The organism is Salegentibacter sp. BDJ18 (genome assembly GCF_017579965.1).
Classification (GTDB): domain Bacteria; phylum Bacteroidota; class Bacteroidia; order Flavobacteriales; family Flavobacteriaceae; genus Salegentibacter.
The window spans coordinates 87,411-106,541 of record NZ_JAFLQX010000023.1; the positions used below are offsets into that span (position 1 = coordinate 87,411).

Genomic DNA, 19,131 nt, shown 5'->3' on the forward strand with positions numbered 1-19,131 from the left:
AAGAATTTTTTTATATTATTGTATTAATTGCAAAAAAGTATGCAACAAAAAAAAATTTCTTCAACTGAGCGATTACGTCGGGCAGCACTTGCTGAATATGCAATTTTTAAATCGGGAGAAGACAAGGACTACGATCAGCTTACTTTTTTAGCGGCAAAGATTTGCCAGGTTCCAGTAGCAAAAATTAGTATTATTGGTAAAAATAATATCTGGTATAAATCGGCTTACGGTACTCAACTGGCCGAACTTCCCCGGGAAAATGCTTTATGCGAGCATTCCATTCACACAAGCGAAGAAATCTTTATAATAAATAGTGGCGAGCATCCAGAATTATTTAAAAATGCCAGGAATATTTACGATCGCGAGTATCATTTTTATGCAGGTGTGCCTCTTTTAAATGCAAATGGCCACGCAATAGCCGTTTTCTGCATTTTTGATACAAGAATTAGAGAGTTAGATGAAGATCAGAAAAAATCTTTACTGGCTTTAGCGAACCAAAGTATGAATCTCTTTGAATCGCGAAAACATAAAAACAAACTTCAACACGTACAGCGAAAGCTAAAGCAAAAATATAAGGAACTGGAAAAATTTGCCAGCCTGGTTTCGCACGATATTAAATCGCCTCTCGCCAATATTATTTCCTTAACCGAATTGCTTAAAGACGAAAACAATGAAAAACTTGATGAACAAAGTAGGCAGTATCTTGATTTTTTAGTAGAATCGTCTTATTCCCTTCGCAATTATGTAGATGGAATTTTAAGTTTTTATCGCAGCGATCACGTTTTAGAAAAAGATTATGAAGATGTGCACCTCCCTACCCTTTTAAAGCGAATTACCGATCTTTATAAACTGGAAGAAGATGTAGAAATCACCTACCCTGATAAAGGTCATCTTAAAAATATAAATAAAGCTGCGCTTAGCCAGGTTTTTATGAATCTAATAAGCAACGCTTTAAAATATAATACTGCAAAAGTTAGAAAAGTGGATATTAATTTTAAAACTACTTCAACTTATTATTGTTTTGAAGTTAGCGATAATGGCATTGGAATTTCTGCTACCGATAAGGAAAAGATCTTTCAGCTTTTTGCTACTCTAGATGCCAAAGACAGGTACGGCAATCCTGGTAGTGGCATAGGCCTTGCCACAGTTAAAAAACATATAGAACAAATGAATGGCAGTATTGAAGTGATTTCTGAAAAAGGCAAAGGCAGTACTTTTAAATTCAAAATTAAACGGCCTTAGCTTAAATTCCATTTCATATATTTGATAAACTTTTTAAAGCTTTATGGAATTTAAACAGCCGGAATTACTTTATGCCCTGTTTTTACTACTCATACCGCTGGCTGTTCACTTATTTCAACTACGCCGTTTCCAAAAGGAAGATTTTACCAATGTAAAATTTCTAAAAAAAGTAATTCGCCAAACCCGAAAGAGTTCTCGCTTAAAAAAATGGTTGGTACTGGCTACAAGAATAGTTATGCTCACCGCTTTAATTTTGGCGTTTGCTCAACCCTATTTTCCTGCTAAAAACCCTGATGCAACCCAAAGTGCTCAGCTTATTTTTCTCGATAATTCTTACAGTATGCAAGCCACCGGCAAAAATGGCGAACTACTGGCCGCCACCATTCAGGATTTGATTAAAAATCTTCCCGAAGATAAAGAAATAAGCCTGTTTACCCATACTGACGAGTTTAAAAACCTTACTGCGGAAGAATTAATCAGCGAACTCCAAAACCTCGATTTTGCAGAAAATTCTACAGAATTTAATACGCTGAATTTAAGAGCAGAACAACTTCTGAATAATGTAACAGGAACTAAAGATCTTATTTTTATTTCTGATTTTCAGCAAATTTTGAATACTGAAGATTTATTAGAAGCTTCTAATATAAATTATCATTTAATTCCCGCAGTTCCCGAAAATACTCAGAATATCAGTATAGATTCCGTTTTTATAAGCAATCGCAAAGCTTCTGAAATTAGTTTAAAAGTCTTATTAAGCAGTTCAGTAGAAATTTTAGAACCCGTAAGTGTTTCGGTCTATAATGGGGAAGAACTTTTAGCAAAAACCGCCGTAAATTTTGAGGAAAATCAAACAACAGAAACCATTTTTAAAATAAATGAAGAAGAAATTTCTAAAGGAATAATAAGTATTGAAGACGCCTCTTTGGCATACGATAATTCAATGTTTTTTAGCTTAAATAAGCTTAAACCAGCCAATGTAGCGGTTATAAGTCAGAATACAGATGCCAGTTTTCTTAGCCGCATCCTTACTCCGCCTGAATTTAATACTGAAATCTTTGAAATAGATCAACTTGATTTTAATAGTTTAAACTCCGCAGATTTGGTGGTGCTAAATGAGCTGGAAACCATTTCGGCCGCTTTAGAATCTAACCTTTTAAACCTTCAAAAGAATGCGGTTCCACTGGTAATTATTCCTGCAGAAAACTTAGATATAAATTCTTACAATAACTTTCTTAAACGAATAAATTCACCAGGATTTTCTGAATTAAAAACCCGTGAAACTTTAATAACCGAATTATCTTTTGATCATCCTTTACTCGCCGGAGTTTTTGAAGAAAGAATTGATAATTTTGATTATCCGAAGGTGCAGACCTACTTTAATATGCAAAAAGGGAATAAGGTGATCTCTCTTCAAAATAATTCAGGCTTTTTAGTGGAAAGTAATGGGATATTTCTTTTTTCTGCAGCTTTAAATTCTGAAAATTCAAATTTCAAAAATTCCCCATTAATTGTTCCTGTTTTTTATAATATAGGTCTTAGTGCTTTAAAAACGCCAAATTTATACTACCAAACGGGGCAGGAAAACGAGATTAATATTCCGCTTCAAACCCACCAAGACGAGGTTGTTCATATTGTTTCAGATACCGAAGATTTTATTCCGCAGCAACGTGCTTTAGGTGATAATCTGGAGATTTTAACTTCCGGCCTGGATATAGCATCAGGTAATTATTCGCTGGAATACAAAAACGAAAACCAGGGCTACATAAGTTTTAACGCACCAAGGACCGAAAGTGAATTGGAATATAATAATCCCCAGGAAACAGAAAACGTAAAAATACACGCTAATATAGGCTCTTATTTTAATGAAATAAATGCCGCGGCACAAAGCAACGAGCTTTGGAAATGCTTTGTTATTTTTGCACTTATATTTTTAAGCGCGGAGATGTTTCTTTTAAAATATTTGAAATAATCGCATTATTACTGAATAGGGATTAGCAACAAATTGGGACAAAAACATAACTAAATGAAACTACTTTTAAAATCGGCAACAATAATAGATAAACACTCAGCTTACCATAAAAAAAAGCTGGATATTCTAATAGAGAATGGGATTATAATAAAAATAGGAAACGATATTTCTACCAAAGCCGATAAAGTGATTTCTGAAGAAAATCTTCACGTTTCCCGGGGTTGGTTTGATAGTAGTGTGAGTTTTGGAGAACCCGGTTTTGAAGAGCGGGAAACAATTGCTAACGGCCTTGATACTGCAGCAAAAAGCGGATTTACCAGTATTGCATTAAATCCTAATACGTTTCCGGTTCTTGACAATAACGGTGCAATTACTTCGGTAAAATCAAAGGCAGCACATCACCCGGTTAAAATGTTTCCTACAGGAGCTTTAACCATTAAAAGTGAAGGCGTAGATCTAGCCGAACTTTATGATATGAAACAGGGAGGCGCCATTGCTTTTGGAGATTATAAACGTGCTGTGAAAAATCCAAATTTGCTGAAAATCGCGCTTCAATATGCTCAAAATTTTAACGGATTAGTGCAATCTTTTCCGCAGGAAGATCGTATTGCCGGCAAGGGAATGGTGAACGAGGAACAAAACAGTACTTCGCTGGGATTAAAAGGAATTCCCAACCTGGCCGAAGAATTGCAAATTACGCGAGATCTATATCTTCTGGAATACACCGGTGGGAAGTTGCATATTCCTACAATTTCTACTAAAAAATCGGTTTCCTTAATAAAGGAAGCTAAAAAGAAAGGCCTGGATGTAAGCTGTAGTGTAGCTATTCATAATCTAATATTTACCGATGAACTACTACAGGACTTTGATACCAATGCTAAGGTTTTGCCTCCACTTAGAACTAAAGAAGATATAAAAGCGCTCATAAAAGGCTTAAAAGACGGAACTATAGATATGATTACCAGCGATCATACTCCTATTGATACCGAGCATAAAAAAGTAGAATTTGATAATGCTTTATATGGAAGTATTGGTTTGGAATCTGCTTTTGGAGCTTTAAGTACAATTTTTTCTACCGAAGAAGTTATAGAAATGCTTTCTAAAGGAAAACAAAGATTTGGGTTAGAAGACATAGAAATTAAAGAAGGAAATCCTGCAGATCTTAGTCTTTTTATCCCAAATGAAAATTATGAATTTACCGAAGCCCATATTTTTTCGACTTCAACAAACAGTATTTTTAAAGGGCATCAAATAAAAGGAAAAGCTTTGGGAATAATTACCAAAGCGGGAGATTTTGGTTTATAGATTTCACTATAAATTTAATATCTTTACAACCTAGAAAACCAGCTATGAAAACAGTGGCCGAAGAAGGAAAAACCCCAGCTATAGTTGCCTATCTCACGATTATTGGCACCATTATAGCCTATTTTATGAACAACGAAAATAAAAATCCGTTTGCTTCATTTCATATTAGGCAGGCTTTTGGCATCCACGTCACTTTCTATGTTTTAGGAGTGTTAGTAGGATTATTTGACAGCTGGTTAATTTCATCTGCCTTTTATATTTTTATTGCGGTTTTGGGTATTTATGGCCTGGTAACCGCAATTCAGGGCGAACAAAAAGAAGTGCCAATTTTAGGCGCATATTTTCAAAAATGGTTTAGTACAATAAATTAAATGAATACCAAAGAACTTTCTCTACACCACCTTATAAGAAAACCGAAAACCCAAACTGAAAAGACACCGTTGCTTATTATGCTTCACGGCTACGGAAGCGATGAAAATGACCTTTTCTCTTTTGCCGAAGAATTACCCGATGAATTATTCGTGATTTCGGTAAAAGCACCTTACGCAATGCAACCTTATGGAAATGCGTGGTATGCAATTCACTGGGATAACCAGGATGGCAAATTTAGTGACGATGCGCAGGCCAAAGAATCAAGAGATCTAATTGCCAAATTTATTGATGAAGCGATTGAAGCCTATAATTTAGATGCTGAAAATGTAACGCTTTTAGGTTTTAGCCAGGGAAGCATTTTAAGTTATGCAGTAGCCCTCTCCTATCCCAAAAAAGTTAAAAACATCGTGGCGCTTAGTGGTTATATAAATAAAGAAATTATAACTCCGGGATTTGAGAAAAACGATTTCTCTAAACTATCGTTTTATTGTTCGCACGGTTCTCAAGACCAGGTGATTCCGGTAGAATGGGCCAGGAAAACCAAACCGGTATTGGATGAGTTGAATATTGAAAACAGCTATTCAGAATTTCCTGTGGGCCACGGTGTAGCTCCACAGAATTTCTATGAATTAAGAGAATGGCTTAAAAAACGTATTTAATTAGCTGCCGGGTAAATAAAAGACTTTTCGACAATTAGTTCGGGTTTCCCGTTTTCATCAATAAAATAGGTGAAAAATACTTCGCCCCAATAGGTACCATCGGTAAAATCGGCAACAACCCATTTATGATTTAGAACTTTAATTTTATTAATGTGCATATCGCCTTCCATCCCATCAAAAGGCACATAAGAATTATCTTCGTTTACCTTATTCTGGTTCATTAATTCATTTTCTATAGCCTCACGAACATCTTTGGCTTCAATGCCTTTATTTTCAAAATAAGTCATTGCATCTTCGTTATCCATCAAAGAAAAATAACTTTCATTTTGGTTTAAAGCAGCGGCAGATTCATTCTCTAATTCCAGACGTTCAACTTCGGCTTTTAATTTTTGAATTTCAGCATCGCGGGCATCAAGAATCTTTTTATCGTTCACATAAATAAAAATGGTAAACAAAAGTGAAAAGATAAAAAGGTAAAGTAATAAATTTTTACGCATCTTAAATGGTGATTTTTAGGTTATCGTAGGCCACGAATACATTTTCGGGAAGTTGTTGCTGCACTTCATCATGAAAGCCCAGTAAATGACTAATATGGGTTAAATAGGCTCTTTCGGGCTTAACTCTTGCTATAAATTCTAAGGCTTCCTCGAGGTTTAAGTGAGAATGGTGCGGCTCTATTCTTAAAGCGGTAACTACCAGCACCTTTACGCTATCCAGTTTTTGAACTTCTTCTTCTTCAATAGATTTAAGATCTGTAAGATAAGCGAAATCTTTAAGTCTAAATCCAAAAACCTGTAAGCGGTTATGCATATAATTTATAGGAGTAATTTTTAAATCTTTGAAGTAAAAAGCTTCATTTACAATTTCGTTCTCCTGTACCCCTGGTGCTCCGGGATATTTATTTGTTGAAGTAAATATATACCCAAATCGCTTTCTAAGCGAATCCAGCACTCTTTTATGTGCAAAAACCGGGATATCTCCCTGGCGGAAGAAAAATGGCCTAATATCGTCTAAACCCGCAGTATGGTCGTTATGCTCGTGGGTGTACAAAATGGCGTCAAGGCTTTCTACAGGGTTAGCCAACATTTGCATCCTAAAATCGGGACCACAATCTATAAGGATATTATATTCCTCCCATTTTACTAAAACCGATACCCGCAAGCGTTTATCTTTGGGATTATCACTAAGGCAAACCGGGTGTTTACTGCCTATAATAGGGATTCCCTGTGAGGTGCCTGTACCTAAAAATATTACTTCCAAGAATTCTATGTTTTAGGCAAAAGTAAAGATATTTTTTTTCAATACCTTACCGATTTTAGTACCTTTGGATTAAGCAAAAAAGAAACCACACATAAAAGAAAAATTATGCCAATTACAATAATGGGCGATAAGGAATTTGAAAATGTTCCTTCAATAAAAAGCAAAGCACTTCGCATTAATTTAAACGAAAATATCTACGGAACTTTTTCTGAAATTGGTGCCGGCCAGGAAACGGTAAGAAATTTTTTTAGAGCCGGTGGCGCCTCCGGTACTATCGCAAAAGCTATGAGTGCTTATGATAAAGACTTTAGTGATGCTATTTACGGAGTGGAAAATGACAGGAGATATGTAACCGAGGCACGGTTAAAGAAGATGCTTTCCCATGAAATTGGCTTAATAGAGCAACGAATTTCCCGGGAAAAACACCCAAATAAACTTTTTTTTAGTTACGCCAATACCGTTGCTACTATAGATTTTGCAAAAAAATATAAAGGCCACGGTTGGGTAGGAATTAGATATCAGGTAAGTCCGGAAGAAGATTATAACGAGATTAGCCTGCACGTAAGATTTCATGAAAACGATGCCCGCCACCAGCAAAATACCCTTGGAATACTGGGCGTAAACCTAATTTATGGAGCTTATTATAAATATGATAATCCCAAGAAACTTTTACGTTACCTCTACGATCATATAGATAAAGATCAAATAGAAATTGATACCATAAATTTTAGCGGACCCCGATTTAAAGGTGTAGACAACCGTTTAATGAGCTTACAGCTGGTTAAAAACGGAATGACAGATGCCGTAATGTTTGCTCCAGATGGTAATAACGTACTTCCTGCCAAAATACTATATAAAAAGAATATCCTTGCGCTACGCGGAAGTTTTAGACCCGTAACTAAGGTAAATATGGATATGTACGAGCGTTCGCTTGAATTATTCCTGAAAGAAAGCAAGGTAGAAAAAGAAAATACCGAAGTTATTTTTGAAATCACCCTTTCTAACCTAAGGGCCGAAGGTGAAATTGATGAACGCGATTTTATGGACCGGGCAAAACTTTTATGCTCCCTGGGACAAACCGTAATGATTTCCAATTTCCAGGAATATTATCGTGTAGTTGAATACTTCTCAAGATATTCTAAGCAAAGAATGGGCTTAACTATGGGTGTAAATAACCTGGTAGATGTGTTTGATGAGAAATATTACAGGCATCTAAGTGGTGGTATTCTGGAAGCTTTTGGTAAATTATTCTTTAAAGACCTTAAGGTTTACCTCTACCCGCTTAAAGATCCAGAAACCGGAGAAATTACTACCAGCGATAACTTAAAAGTTCATCCTAGAATGAAAGAATTGTATAAATTCTTTAAGTATAATGGTAGAGTTGAAGATATTGAGAATTATAATCCTGAAATTCTGGATGTTTATTCAAGAGAAGTTTTACAAATGATTAGTGAAGGAAAAGAAGGTTGGGAAGATATGCTTCCAGAAAAAACAACTAAAATGATTAAAGAACATAATCTTTTCCATTATAAAGAGAACAAGAAAAAAGCTGAAACCGAAGTTTAGTTTCAGAAAAATTCTAACAAAAAAATCCAGATGAATTAATCATCTGGATTTTTTATTTATTAGTCATCCTGAATTTATTTCAGAATCCAGGGTTTTTCTTTGCAAAAGCTTTAAGCTACGCGCTCTATTTTAGCGCCAAGTGCTTTAAGACGTTCATCTATATTTTCGTAACCTCTGTCTATTTGTTCAATATTGTGTATGGTAGAAGTTCCTTTTGCTGAAAGTGCAGCAATTAATAAGGAAATTCCCGCTCTAATATCTGGAGAAGTCATTGTGGTAGCTTTTAACTGCGACTGGAAATCGTGCCCAATTACCGTAGCCCGGTGCGGATCACAAAGAATAATTTTAGCTCCCATATCTATCAGTTTATCCACAAAGAATAATCTACTTTCAAACATTTTTTGGTGGATAAGTACACTTCCGCGAGCCTGGGTAGCAACCACCAGAATAATACTCAATAAGTCTGGCGTAAAACCTGGCCAGGGAGCATCGCTAATATTCATTATAGAACCATCTATAAAACTCTGAACCTCGTAGCCATTGGTGTGCGCAGGAATAAAAATATCGTCTCCCTTGCGTTCTATGGTGATTCCTAATTTTCTAAAAGTTGTTGGAATAATTCCCAACTTGTCCCAGTTTACATTTTTAATGGTAAGTTCACTCTTGGTCATCGCCGCCATACCAATCCAGGAACCGATTTCAACCATGTCTGGAAGAATTCTATGCTCGCAACCTTTTAGGGAATCCACACCTTCAATAGTTAAAAGGTTAGAACCTACGCCACTAATATTTGCGCCCATTGAATTCAGCATATTGCAAAGTTGCTGTAAATAAGGTTCGCAAGCGGCGTTATAAATGGTAGTGGTTCCTTCAGCAAGAACAGCTGCCATTACAATATTTGCAGTACCCGTTACCGAAGCTTCTTCCAAAAGCATATAACTGCCTTTCAATCCATTTGGAGCTTCTACGCCGTAAAAACGTTCTTCTTTATTGTATCTAAATTTGGCACCTAGTTTAATAAAACCTTCAAAATGTGTATCCAGCCTTCTTCTACCAATTTTATCTCCGCCTGGTTTTGGAACAAATCCCTTACCGAATCTTGCCAGTAATGGTCCCACGATCATAATTGATCCTCGCAAACCACTACCGTCTTTTTTAAACTGGTTACTGCTTAGATAATCTAAATCGAGATCGTCGCTTTTAAAAGAATAACTTCCTTTTCCAAGTTTTTTGATTTTTACTCCAAGATTTTCAAGAAGCCGAATTAATTTATTCACATCCAGGATATCTGGAATATTATTAATCACAACTTCATCTGAAGTTAATAATACGGCACATAGAATTTGCAGGGCTTCGTTTTTGGCTCCCTGTGGTTGAATTTCGCCACTAAGTTGCTGCCCGCCTTCAATTTGGAAAGTTCCCATGAAAGTAAAATATTATTTAGTAGCGCTTGCGGCCACCTCCACTTTTGCGGTTGGATTTTTTAGGATTATTGTTTTTACCGGTGTGCTTCTTCTTATTTCTAATAAGGCTTGAAGCATCACTAAGATCTTCATCGGCGTTTTTTAAATTAATTTTACCGCCGCTAAGTTCCCGAAGATGTTCAAAAATTATCTCATCTTCTACAGTATCACGATTCCAATTAAGGTAAGACTTCTTCATATGGTTGGCTATCGTTAAAACCAAACCTTCTTTTAAAGGACCTTCTTCCCAATCTTTAACTTCATTAATCATTCGGTTAATATTATTTCCGTAGAAACGATATTTTGGAAAGTTTTGAGGATAACCCAACATTTCAGGACGCTCTTCCAGCATTTCCCGGGTTGGTTTAGGAAAAGGTGATTCTACATCAAGCTTAAAATCACTAATTATAAATAATTGATCCCATAGTTTATGTTGAAAATCGGGTACATCGCGAAGATGCGGTTGCATATTACCCATTACGGCAATAATAGACTTTGCTACCTGGTTTCGTTCTTTATCATCTTCAATTTCAATGGCTTCTTCTACCATTTTTTGAAGATGTCTCCCGTATTCGGGAATAATTAAGTGTCTCCTTTCGGAGTTATATTCTAATGCGTGTGTCAAAATTGAAATTTATAAGATGATACTTTACTCGATAATCGAGACTTAAATACTTTGAGGCCAGGCTCAAAATCAAAAAAATCTTCCCTTTAATGCCTCATAGGCTTCCCCCAGAGGTAATTTACTGTAGAAGTTATTCGCTGCAAAATACTAAATATTATCGGGATAGATAAAATTTTTGAAAAATTAAAAAATCTACAGTTTTTAGAAAGGTAATTCGGAAAATAATTTTTTACAATCTGCGGTCAGCTTTTTTGTTAATTACCCCCTTTTGAAAGGATTAAAGAGAGATAACACCCTCAACTTTTTCTGCCACTTCTTTGTATTTTTCAATTACAGCATCGGGATTCTTCATTCGCACATTTACCGATGTACTTATATAAGTTCCTTTTTTAGACTTCCTGGTAGTAATCACAGCTCCCATATTATTGAAGATCTCCTCAATAATTTTCACCTGATTGGACTTTGCAGGAACTATAAATTTATATAAATATTCAGATGGCCAAAGAGATGTATCCTGTAATTGCGCTCTTAATTTGTTATAAAACTCTTCCTGATCTTTCGCTCCACTCATAATTTTCTAACTTAATTTTAGGCTGCAAAGATACATGGATTGCATACATTTTTATAATCAATTTCAAATGTCGAAATTTGCAGCGTGAAAAAACAGAAAATAGTAATTACCGGTGGCCCCGGTACAGGGAAATCTTCAATAATTCGCCAACTGGAAAAACACGGGCACGAATGTCTTCATGAGATTTCCCGGCAGGTAACCTTAGAAGCACAAAAGCAGGGAATTGCTCAGTTATTCCTCGAAAAACCTGTGCTCTTTAGCGAAAAGCTATTGGAAGGCCGAAAAATTCAACATAGGGAAGCCGATATGATTCCTACTTCCACTATATTTATAGATCGCGGCATCCCAGATGTTTTGGCATATATGGATTATTTTAAAACAGAGTATTCCACATATTTTACTGATGCCTGTACAGCATATGCTTATGACAAGATATTCTTTTTACCGCCCTGGGAGGAAATTTATCAGAGCGATAACGAACGTTACGAATCTTTTAAAGAAGCCAGTCTAATTTCAAAATATCTTTTTGAAACGTATAAAACTTACGGTTACAAGCCCATTGAAGTCCCTAAAACCTCAATTATTGAAAGAACTCAGTTTATTTTAAATCAAATTGAATAAGCTATTTGCAGGACGCACATCACATACTAAAAAAATACTGGGGACATTCGTCCTTTAGGCCGCTGCAGGAACCCATAATAGAAAAGCTCCTGGAGCAAAAAAATGTGCTCGCCTTAATGCCTACCGGTGGTGGAAAATCGCTTTGTTTCCAAATCCCTGCGTTAATGCAGGAAGGAATCTGTATTGTAATCTCCCCTCTTGTGGCTTTAATGGAAGACCAGGTGAACGCGCTTCAGCAAAAAGGTATCAAAGCGATGGCCTTAACCGGCGGTATGGCCTATCGCGATCTTGATGCTGCTCTTGATAATTGCATCTACGGAAATTATAAATTTCTCTATTTATCTCCTGAAAGGCTTCAACAGGATCTGGTGCAGGAACGCATTAAGTTGATGAATGTTAATCTTATTGCTGTAGACGAAGCGCACTGTATTTCGCAATGGGGCCACGATTTTAGACCTGCTTATCGCAATATTTCTCAGTTAAAAGACTTAAAACCTGGCACACCTTTTATTGCGCTAACCGCGACCGCAACCCCGGCCGTAGTTAAAGATATTGTGAAAGAGTTGGAACTGGAAAATATAGAAGTTCTAAAAGACTCGTTCTACCGGGCCAATTTAGCCTATAATGTACTAAAAGCTGAAGATAAGTATTATCGTCTGGATCAACTATTGAATAACAAGAATGAACCTGCGATAATTTATGTAAGGAGCCGAAAAGCCAGCCTTGAAATTGCTGATCTATTAAATAAAAAAGGCTTTAAAGCTGATGCCTTTCACGGCGGATTGCAGCCAAAGGAAAAGACCAAAAGACTTAGCGACTGGCTGGAAAATAAACACCAGATAATGGTGGCCACCACCGCATTTGGAATGGGCATAGACAAAGCGGATGTGCGGCAGGTTATTCATTTAAATCTTCCGGAATCTTTAGAAAGTTATTTCCAGGAAGCCGGCCGCGCCGGGAGAGATGGGAAAAAAGCGATCGCCACTATTTTAACCAATAAGAGCGATATTCCTATTTTAAAAAATCAGTTCCTGGCAAATTTACCGCAATTGGAAGATGTAAAACTGGTTTATAAAAAACTAAACACCTATTTCAGGATCGCCTATGGCGAAGGGAAACAAACCGAACATAATTTTAGTTTTTCAAAATTTTGTGCCCAATACGAACTTCCATTTTCTAAAACTTACGAGGTGCTTCAGCTTTTAGATAGATGCAGCATTCTAAAACTATCAAAGGAATTTCATAAAAGAACCAGCATTCATTTTATAATTTCTGGAAAACAGCTTCAATATTATCTAGAGCAAAATCAGAAATACGAAAGTTTTGTAAAAGCGCTTTTAAGAACCTACGGTGGCATCCTGGAGAATAAAACTACGATAGACCTGGCTTCTATTTGTAAAAAATCTAATATAGAGCAAGACAAAGCTCTAAAATTTCTTCAGGAGCTGGAAAAAGACCAGGTGCTGGAATACGTTTTTGCAGAACACGATGCAACCGTTTTATTTTTGGTTCCACGGGAAGACGATTTGGTTATTTTTCCGTTGGCGCCATATATAAAGCAACATAACAAGTCTAAAAAAGAAAAAATAGATTCGGTTTTAGCTTACCTGGAGAATGATAAGATTTGCCGAAGCAAGCAATTACTTGCATATTTTGGAGAGAAAAAAGTAGAAAACTGCGGAATTTGTTCGGTTTGCCAAAAACAAAATGCGCCTTTAACCAGGGAGCTTAAAAATGCGATTTATAAAGAAATAATAAACATTTTAAAAACCTCTAACGCTTCTTCCCGGCAGCTCACCGAAGCCATTAATTATCCTGAAGATCAGGTTTTAGAAGTTTTACGATTATTAATAAACAAAGAATTAATTTCCCGAAAAAACGGAAATATTTACCAAATAAATAGATGATGAGATCATTAAGAATAGTTTTTATGGGCACACCAGATTTTGCCGTGGCCAGCCTGGAAAGTATATTAAACGCCAATTATAATGTAGTTGGCGTAATAACAGCCCCCGATAAACCCGCCGGAAGAGGAAGAAAATTACAGGAAAGTCCGGTGAAAAAATTTGCGGTGAGCAAAGGTTTAAAGGTTTTGCAACCTACTAATTTAAAAGATCAAGCTTTTATTGAAGAATTAAAAGCTCTTGAACCAAATGTACAGGTAGTTGTGGCTTTTAGAATGTTACCAAAAGTTGTTTGGGACTTGCCTAAATTTGGAACCTTCAATCTTCATGCTTCCCTCCTGCCCCAATATCGTGGTGCCGCTCCTATAAACTGGGCTATAATTAATAATGAAACAAAAACCGGGGTTTCAACATTTTTTCTTGATGAAAAGATTGATACCGGTGCGATGATACTTCAGAAGGAAATTGATATTGCTCCCGAAGAAAGTGTTGGTGAATTGCACGATAAATTAATGGAACTTGGCTCGGGTTTGGTGGTAGAAACACTTGAACTTATAGAAAATGGCAACCTCACTCCCACTCCACAACCTTTTGATGAACTATTAAAAGACGCCCCAAAATTAAACAGGGAGAACACAAAAATTAATTGGGACGATTCTTTAGATCAAATTTATAACTTAATTCGGGGCTTAAACCCTTACCCGGCCGCATGGTCTATTTTGTTTAACGATAATAAAGAAGAAAAAGTAAAGATCTACCATTGTAAAAAAGAAATTGCCAGTCATTCTTTAGAAAATGGCTGTATTTTGGTTGAAGATAAAAAGCTGAAGGTAGCAACAGAGGGCGGTTACCTTATAATTGAAGAATTACAACTTCCCGGAAAGCGAAAAATGGATGTGAAATCACTTTTAAACGGATATGATTTTACGGAAGGGTCAAAATTCCGCTAAGGCCTTATGGTTACTGAAACGGATAAAAATCAACTAAATTTATACTTGTTTATTAACAAAATGGCCGACTTATTAACAATATCCTGCATTTCCCTTGATATTACTTGCACGGCCGAGAATTCCATATAAATTTGTAAAGCAATTTAACAGAATGTTTAACCAACAATTTATTTAAAATTCAAATTATGAACAAAACAGATTTAATTGATGCAATGGCTGAAAACGCTGGAATCTCAAAAGCAGCAGCAAAAAAAGCCTTAGAATCTTTCCTGGAAAACGTAGAAAAGTCTCTTAAAAAAGGAGATCGTGTTTCTTTAGTAGGATTTGGATCTTGGTCAGTTTCTAAAAGAGCTGCCCGTGAAGGAAGAAACCCACAAACCGGAAAAACCATTAAAATTGCTGCTAAAAATGTAGTGAAATTTAAGGCCGGTGCAGATTTACAAAAAGCTGTAAACTAATAATTTATATTAGTAAAACATTGAAAGCCTCTCTTATGAGAGGCTTTTTTAATGAAAATAATTTAAGTTTTAATTTGATTTTTTTTCAAATTAATAGTAGATTAGATAAAAACATGCTAAAATGATCGCTTTAAAACCAACCAAAGGCCATCTATTGGTAGCAGAACCATCAATAATTGGAGATGTGGCATTTAACCGCTCTGTGGTTTTGCTTGCCGATCATTCTGAAGCGGGTTCTGTAGGTTTTATACTTAATAAGGCATTAGATTTTACTTTAAAAGACCTTGTACCTGACCTTTCTTCTAATTTTAAAATCTACAACGGTGGCCCGGTAGAACAGGACAATCTTTACTTTATTCATAAAATACCAGATCTTATTCCCCAAAGTGTAGAAATTGCCAATGGCATTTACTGGGGCGGTAATTTTGATGTGGTTACAGAACTAATTAATCAAAATTTAATTAGTGAAAAAGAGATACGGTTCTTTTTAGGATATTCGGGTTGGGATGCCAATCAGTTAGATGAAGAATTAAGTTCACACGCCTGGATTGTAACTACCAACGAAAATCCTAAAGACATTATAGAACGTCCTTACCATTCTTTTTGGAAAGATAAAATGATGCAACTTGGCGGGGAATATATTTTATGGTCTAACGCACCAGAAAACCCCAGTTATAACTAGCCCAGTCTTGCTTTTACATTTAATTTTGAAAGCAGGTCTTTAGCGACTTTATTTCCAAACTTCTTTTTACGATATTTTGTTACCGGCTGGATTCCTGTAATTACATTAGTTATAAACAACTCATCAGCTTTTTGAAGTTCAAAAGGAGAAATTGAAGTTTCTTCTAAAGTTAAATCGGGAAGGGTTTTAATAATTTCCAGTAATTTCTTCCGGGTAATTCCATTTAAAGCACCATCGGTAAGTGGTGGCGTTTTTATTTTATCTCCTTTTACAAGGAATAAATTACCATTTAAGGCTTCAACCACATTCTTTTTTTCATTGATCAAAAAACAGTTTTCATAGCCATTTTCTGAAGCAAAAATACTTCCAAGCACATTTATGGCGCGATTATTCGATTTTATTGTAGAAAATAAACCGCTGGTTACGTAGTGATCTTTAAAAAGTTCTACTTCATAATCGTCTTCATTCAGTAAATAAAATGCGTCAGAAAGTTCTTTAGCAGTGATAATGAATCCTATTTCCCGCGTTGCCGGTTTATAATAACCTCCTTCTTTGCGGTACGCTGAAAATTTTACACGCGCTGCTGTAGTATCTAAACCATTTTCTTTTACCAGGTCAAGAATCTCTTCTTCAAGAAATTCAGGAGAAAAATTAGCGGGAATTTCCATACGCATAATGCGCATAGAGGCCATAAGCCTAAAGTAATGGTCTTCCCAAAACATTATTTTTCCGCTAATTACGCGAATGGTTTCAAACACCGCATCACCATAGGCAAAGCCGCGATTGGTTACCGAAATTGATGCCTGCTTATCTTTTACTAAATTTCCGTCTAGATTTATCATAAAAAAGCCCCGTTTTAGAACGGGGCAAAGGTAATATTTATCTTAAGATTATTAAGCAGATCCCAACACCTGTTTAAGGTTAGAGATCATATTTTCCCAAAGCATTTTGCCTTCTTCAATTTCATCTTCATCTTCGGCAAAATCGGTAATCATTATAGAAACATCTTTAGTAATTTCGTCTACCTGGATTCTTATTTCAAAAAAATAAGGAGTGTCTTCATCGTCAAGCCACTTAAATTTTACGCGCTCGTCACTCTTTTTGCTTACCAATTTGGCTTTCTCTTCACTTCCTTCCCAAATAAAAGTAAACAATTCGCCCCGTGAATTCACATTATCTGCATACCATTCACTTAGTCCTGAGGGGGTTGATATATATTGGTATAACAATGAAGGAGAAGCCTGAATGGGAAATTCCATTTCGTACTTTATCTTATCTTCCATTTTTAGGTTTAATTAGTTTCGGGCAATATAGATATTAATTGGAAAGATAAAAAGAAAACAAATTAAATATTTTAGAAAATAATGTTTGTGTCAATACAAAATGTTTATATATTTGCACCCGCATTCACAACCAGCAAGAATGCTTGTAAAGTCAGGCCAACAGGCAGTTTACATAAAATTACGGCGAGGTAGCTCAGTTGGTTAGAGCGTCGGATTCATAACCCGGAGGTCCCGAGTTCAAATCTCGGTCTCGCTACAGTAATAACAAGGCTTCACAGAGATGTGAGGCTTTTTATTTTTGTACCTAGTACAGAATAAGTACAGAATTTGATCTATTTTCAATAATTCATTAGGAGTCATTTGAAATATTACCAACTGATAGCAATTGAAACTGAATTTTAGGTTTATTCTGGAAAATCTAATTTAGAAGGCAATCTTTTTCAATATAACTATGGGTTTACCAGGAGAAAACTTGTACCACCAAACAGTTTCGCGATGTAACCTATAGTCGTTATTGAATATACCCAAGATCATTATTTCCCACTCCCCCACCATGCAACGGTAAATTCTCCTACTTCTAAGCACATTTTTCTAAAATCAAAAAGGTAAGATTTTAATTATGGCAGGCTGAATAATATCTTCTTCTCTTTTTTCTTATCCACTAAAAAACATATATAAACTATTTAGTAAAATTATTATATTTATCCTAAGTTGAAGATAGCGGTTAAGGAGTGGCCAACACCTGGCAGATGACGGGGGCAACTTTCGGCTGATAAGGACGGCGCTATCTGATATTAATCTACAGTTAAGTCCCGTGTTAAGTGCGAGCTTAAATTTATGTGGCGCGGAGGCGAAAGCCTCCAAGCCGCTCCTTTTTCTAAACGAGGATTAAATTACCTCCAAAAAAGAAGATTTTACACTGATGCCTTTTTTGTTTGGAGCGGCAGTTAAAATTTTAAGTCTTATATTCAGCCTCCAATGGTATTTCCCTGGTGATGGTATAAGACTTATTATATAAGCCTTAAATGCGACTTAGGATTGCAGTTCCTTACGCGACGGTTTAAGGTTTAAAAAAGCAGCTTTAGATAGTTTGTAGATTTTCAAAAATCAAATCTTTCTGATGAGCTGCTTTTTTCCATTACCAAACTATTTCAGGGTAATTATCATAACTTATTTCGTGCACCTCACATTTTAAAGCCTTAGCACTACTTTCCATATCAGACTTCCACATCTTATAGGCTGGCGAAAATTGGGAATAAGCAATTAACAAATCTGGTATTCCGCGAAATCTTCTTTTTCCCGGTGTCTTGCTGAAATATTCTATATTAATACCCTGCAGAACTAAAAAAACCAGGTCATTATGTATATCTATTCTTTGCCCTATGAAATTTTGAATTTTTTGTGCGCCCTGGGGATCATAATCAAATAAGGCTTTCTTACAATTAAATTCGAGGATATAAAGGTTCGCCTGATCCAGGGCATCCAACACTACATAACCTGCATTGTAACGAAGAACAGAAATCAAATAAAGTAAGTTGTCCATAGGTATCTAAAGCCTAAATATTCAACCTTATTCTCCGAATCAAAAACAAAATTTTCTTTCAACCTGGAATGCTGGAAAGTCTTTCGAACCTCATAAGCAAAGCCCATTATTATATCTGATTGCCCCTTCTCTTCTTTCTTATATTCATTTAAACGCTCTCCTATTTTGTGAATCGTTTCATACAGGCTTGTTAAGTCACCGTAATCACCCCATAATTCTATTCCTGTCCCTTTCCTGGTTGGGTTACTTTGAAGCATAAAAAAGTATTCTAATTATGTATTCTTTTTCAAATATCACCATTTAAATCAATGTAGTTTATTTAGTAATCACCAAATTTTCAATAATTATGGAAGAGCAGGGAGCATTTAAAGAAGTACAATTTCACGATGAATTCAGGAAAGAGGTCATTGACAAATTACTTGAATTACACCGTCAATTAGTTTTACTCGAACATCTTGAAAGGGGATCAAGAATGCCATTTTTGAGAAAGATAGCGATTCTTCGTGATTTTTTTTGGGATTCAGATATTGAAGAATATTTATACGATAATGAAGATCTTGGGTACATATATAATAACCTGGAGAGGTTCATGGAAAAACTTAAAATTTATGAACCATTCCCTGAATGGTCTTATCGAAAGCCAAAGTAATACAAATTC

General features: G+C 35.8%; 21 protein-coding genes and 1 tRNA gene. 13 read left to right on the forward strand and 9 right to left on the reverse strand.

Annotation, left to right across the window (positions count from 1 at the left end):
• The first annotated feature begins 39 nt into the window (after positions 1 to 39).
• Genes J0871_RS12620 through J0871_RS12640 form a run of 5 tightly spaced genes read left to right on the forward strand, consistent with a single transcriptional unit; the run spans position 40 to position 5,547 of the window.
• On the forward strand, positions 40 to 1,242 hold the full coding sequence (locus J0871_RS12620; RefSeq protein ID WP_208225723.1) for a GAF domain-containing sensor histidine kinase: 1,203 nt from the start codon (positions 40 to 42) through the stop codon (positions 1,240 to 1,242).
• A 43-nt stretch (positions 1,243 to 1,285) separates the two neighbouring features.
• Positions 1,286 to 3,211: a BatA domain-containing protein gene (locus J0871_RS12625; protein ID WP_208225724.1), complete on the forward strand. Its 1,926-nt coding sequence runs from the start codon at positions 1,286 to 1,288 to the stop codon at positions 3,209 to 3,211.
• A gap of 54 nt (positions 3,212 to 3,265) precedes the next feature.
• The gene (locus J0871_RS12630) at positions 3,266 to 4,516 is read left to right on the forward strand and encodes a dihydroorotase (RefSeq protein ID WP_208225725.1); all 1,251 of its coding nucleotides are present in this window, start codon (positions 3,266 to 3,268) and stop codon (positions 4,514 to 4,516) included.
• A 44-nt stretch (positions 4,517 to 4,560) separates the two neighbouring features.
• Positions 4,561 to 4,887 carry a hypothetical protein gene (locus tag J0871_RS12635; protein ID WP_075327010.1) on the forward strand — a complete coding sequence of 109 codons (327 nt, stop codon included), beginning with the start codon at positions 4,561 to 4,563 and terminating at the stop codon, positions 4,885 to 4,887.
• On the forward strand, positions 4,888 to 5,547 hold the full coding sequence (locus J0871_RS12640) for an alpha/beta fold hydrolase (RefSeq protein ID WP_208225726.1): 660 nt from the start codon (positions 4,888 to 4,890) through the stop codon (positions 5,545 to 5,547).
• Here the strand turns inward: J0871_RS12640 and J0871_RS12645 are convergent.
• Both J0871_RS12645 and J0871_RS12650 read right to left on the reverse strand, forming a co-directional pair.
• Complete coding sequence (locus tag J0871_RS12645) at positions 5,544 to 6,044, reverse strand: hypothetical protein (RefSeq protein ID WP_208225727.1); 501 nt, start codon at positions 6,042 to 6,044, stop codon at positions 5,544 to 5,546. The genes J0871_RS12640 and J0871_RS12645 overlap by 4 nt on opposite strands.
• 1 nt (position 6,045) lies before the next feature.
• Complete coding sequence (locus tag J0871_RS12650) at positions 6,046 to 6,807, reverse strand: MBL fold metallo-hydrolase (RefSeq protein ID WP_208225728.1); 762 nt, start codon at positions 6,805 to 6,807, stop codon at positions 6,046 to 6,048.
• Positions 6,808 to 6,912: 105 nt separating this feature from the next.
• On the opposite strand from J0871_RS12650, the gene J0871_RS12655 reads away from it, so the two are divergent.
• Positions 6,913 to 8,373: a TonB-dependent receptor gene (locus J0871_RS12655; protein WP_208225729.1), complete on the forward strand. Its 1,461-nt coding sequence runs from the start codon at positions 6,913 to 6,915 to the stop codon at positions 8,371 to 8,373.
• A gap of 110 nt (positions 8,374 to 8,483) precedes the next feature.
• On the opposite strand, the gene murA is transcribed toward J0871_RS12655, so the two are convergent.
• The 3 genes from murA to J0871_RS12670 form a co-directional block, all read right to left on the reverse strand.
• Positions 8,484 to 9,797: a UDP-N-acetylglucosamine 1-carboxyvinyltransferase gene (gene murA / locus J0871_RS12660; protein ID WP_208225730.1), complete on the reverse strand. Its 1,314-nt coding sequence runs from the start codon at positions 9,795 to 9,797 to the stop codon at positions 8,484 to 8,486.
• Between the two features lie 16 nt (positions 9,798 to 9,813).
• On the reverse strand, positions 9,814 to 10,461 hold the full coding sequence (locus J0871_RS12665) for a DUF4290 domain-containing protein (protein WP_208225731.1): 648 nt from the start codon (positions 10,459 to 10,461) through the stop codon (positions 9,814 to 9,816).
• A gap of 277 nt (positions 10,462 to 10,738) precedes the next feature.
• On the reverse strand, positions 10,739 to 11,032 hold the full coding sequence (locus tag J0871_RS12670; RefSeq protein ID WP_075327017.1) for a DUF493 family protein: 294 nt from the start codon (positions 11,030 to 11,032) through the stop codon (positions 10,739 to 10,741).
• A gap of 84 nt (positions 11,033 to 11,116) precedes the next feature.
• Here J0871_RS12670 and J0871_RS12675 point away from each other — a divergent pair, with 84 nt between their 5' ends.
• From J0871_RS12675 to J0871_RS12695, 5 genes are all read left to right on the forward strand, one after another.
• Positions 11,117 to 11,653 carry an ATP-binding protein gene (locus J0871_RS12675; RefSeq protein WP_208225732.1) on the forward strand — a complete coding sequence of 179 codons (537 nt, stop codon included), beginning with the start codon at positions 11,117 to 11,119 and terminating at the stop codon, positions 11,651 to 11,653.
• 5 nt (positions 11,654 to 11,658) lie between these two features.
• Positions 11,659 to 13,560: an ATP-dependent DNA helicase RecQ gene (locus J0871_RS12680; RefSeq protein WP_208225733.1), complete on the forward strand. Its 1,902-nt coding sequence runs from the start codon at positions 11,659 to 11,661 to the stop codon at positions 13,558 to 13,560.
• Complete coding sequence (gene fmt, locus J0871_RS12685) at positions 13,560 to 14,507, forward strand: methionyl-tRNA formyltransferase (RefSeq protein ID WP_208225734.1); 948 nt, start codon at positions 13,560 to 13,562, stop codon at positions 14,505 to 14,507. Before J0871_RS12680 ends, fmt begins: the two co-directional genes overlap by 1 nt.
• A 185-nt stretch (positions 14,508 to 14,692) precedes the next feature.
• Positions 14,693 to 14,965: an HU family DNA-binding protein gene (locus J0871_RS12690; RefSeq protein WP_006990442.1), complete on the forward strand. Its 273-nt coding sequence runs from the start codon at positions 14,693 to 14,695 to the stop codon at positions 14,963 to 14,965.
• 121 nt (positions 14,966 to 15,086) lie between these two features.
• Entirely contained in the window at positions 15,087 to 15,647 is a 561-nt protein-coding gene (locus J0871_RS12695; protein WP_208225735.1) for a YqgE/AlgH family protein, read from the forward strand.
• Here J0871_RS12695 and J0871_RS12700 read toward each other — a convergent pair.
• Complete coding sequence (locus tag J0871_RS12700) at positions 15,644 to 16,489, reverse strand: aminotransferase class IV (protein WP_075327022.1); 846 nt, start codon at positions 16,487 to 16,489, stop codon at positions 15,644 to 15,646. The genes J0871_RS12695 and J0871_RS12700 overlap by 4 nt on opposite strands.
• Before the next feature lie 51 nt (positions 16,490 to 16,540).
• Complete coding sequence (locus J0871_RS12705; RefSeq protein WP_075327023.1) at positions 16,541 to 16,930, reverse strand: START-like domain-containing protein; 390 nt, start codon at positions 16,928 to 16,930, stop codon at positions 16,541 to 16,543.
• A gap of 182 nt (positions 16,931 to 17,112) precedes the next feature.
• On the opposite strand from J0871_RS12705, the gene J0871_RS12710 reads away from it, so the two are divergent.
• Positions 17,113 to 17,186: transfer RNA gene (locus J0871_RS12710), tRNA-Met, on the forward strand.
• 882 nt (positions 17,187 to 18,068) lie between these two features.
• Here the strand turns inward: J0871_RS12710 and J0871_RS12715 are convergent.
• A complete protein-coding gene (locus J0871_RS12715) occupies positions 18,069 to 18,473 on the reverse strand; it encodes a hypothetical protein (RefSeq protein ID WP_208225736.1) in 405 nt (134 codons plus the stop codon).
• Positions 18,452 to 18,730: a hypothetical protein gene (locus tag J0871_RS12720; RefSeq protein WP_208225737.1), complete on the reverse strand. Its 279-nt coding sequence runs from the start codon at positions 18,728 to 18,730 to the stop codon at positions 18,452 to 18,454. The genes J0871_RS12715 and J0871_RS12720 overlap by 22 nt, the downstream gene beginning before the upstream one ends.
• An 89-nt stretch (positions 18,731 to 18,819) precedes the next feature.
• Between J0871_RS12720 and J0871_RS12725 the strand changes: the two genes are divergently transcribed.
• The gene (locus J0871_RS12725; protein WP_034892311.1) at positions 18,820 to 19,122 is read left to right on the forward strand and encodes a hypothetical protein; all 303 of its coding nucleotides are present in this window, start codon (positions 18,820 to 18,822) and stop codon (positions 19,120 to 19,122) included.
• Positions 19,123 to 19,131 lie beyond the last annotated feature (9 nt).

What these genes read in the sequence shown, in the direction of transcription:
- J0871_RS12695 (WP_208225735.1), top strand. Translation starts at nt 15,087, where the DNA reads ATGATCGCTTTAAAACCAACCAAAGGCCATCTATTGGTAGCAGAACCA.
- J0871_RS12635 (WP_075327010.1), top strand. Translation starts at nt 4,561, where the DNA reads ATGAAAACAGTGGCCGAAGAAGGAAAAACCCCAGCTATAGTTGCCTAT.
- J0871_RS12630 (WP_208225725.1), top strand. Translation starts at nt 3,266, where the DNA reads ATGAAACTACTTTTAAAATCGGCAACAATAATAGATAAACACTCAGCT.
- J0871_RS12700 (WP_075327022.1), bottom strand. Translation starts at nt 16,489, where the DNA reads ATGATAAATCTAGACGGAAATTTAGTAAAAGATAAGCAGGCATCAATT.
- J0871_RS12690 (WP_006990442.1), top strand. Translation starts at nt 14,693, where the DNA reads ATGAACAAAACAGATTTAATTGATGCAATGGCTGAAAACGCTGGAATC.
- J0871_RS12720 (WP_208225737.1), bottom strand. Translation starts at nt 18,730, where the DNA reads ATGCTTCAAAGTAACCCAACCAGGAAAGGGACAGGAATAGAATTATGG.
- J0871_RS12725 (WP_034892311.1), top strand. Translation starts at nt 18,820, where the DNA reads ATGGAAGAGCAGGGAGCATTTAAAGAAGTACAATTTCACGATGAATTC.
- J0871_RS12640 (WP_208225726.1), top strand. Translation starts at nt 4,888, where the DNA reads ATGAATACCAAAGAACTTTCTCTACACCACCTTATAAGAAAACCGAAA.
- J0871_RS12620 (WP_208225723.1), top strand. Translation starts at nt 40, where the DNA reads ATGCAACAAAAAAAAATTTCTTCAACTGAGCGATTACGTCGGGCAGCA.
- J0871_RS12670 (WP_075327017.1), bottom strand. Translation starts at nt 11,032, where the DNA reads ATGAGTGGAGCGAAAGATCAGGAAGAGTTTTATAACAAATTAAGAGCG.
- J0871_RS12625 (WP_208225724.1), top strand. Translation starts at nt 1,286, where the DNA reads ATGGAATTTAAACAGCCGGAATTACTTTATGCCCTGTTTTTACTACTC.
- J0871_RS12645 (WP_208225727.1), bottom strand. Translation starts at nt 6,044, where the DNA reads ATGCGTAAAAATTTATTACTTTACCTTTTTATCTTTTCACTTTTGTTT.
- J0871_RS12715 (WP_208225736.1), bottom strand. Translation starts at nt 18,473, where the DNA reads ATGGACAACTTACTTTATTTGATTTCTGTTCTTCGTTACAATGCAGGT.
- J0871_RS12655 (WP_208225729.1), top strand. Translation starts at nt 6,913, where the DNA reads ATGCCAATTACAATAATGGGCGATAAGGAATTTGAAAATGTTCCTTCA.
- murA (WP_208225730.1), bottom strand. Translation starts at nt 9,797, where the DNA reads ATGGGAACTTTCCAAATTGAAGGCGGGCAGCAACTTAGTGGCGAAATT.
- J0871_RS12705 (WP_075327023.1), bottom strand. Translation starts at nt 16,930, where the DNA reads ATGGAAGATAAGATAAAGTACGAAATGGAATTTCCCATTCAGGCTTCT.
- fmt (WP_208225734.1), top strand. Translation starts at nt 13,560, where the DNA reads ATGAGATCATTAAGAATAGTTTTTATGGGCACACCAGATTTTGCCGTG.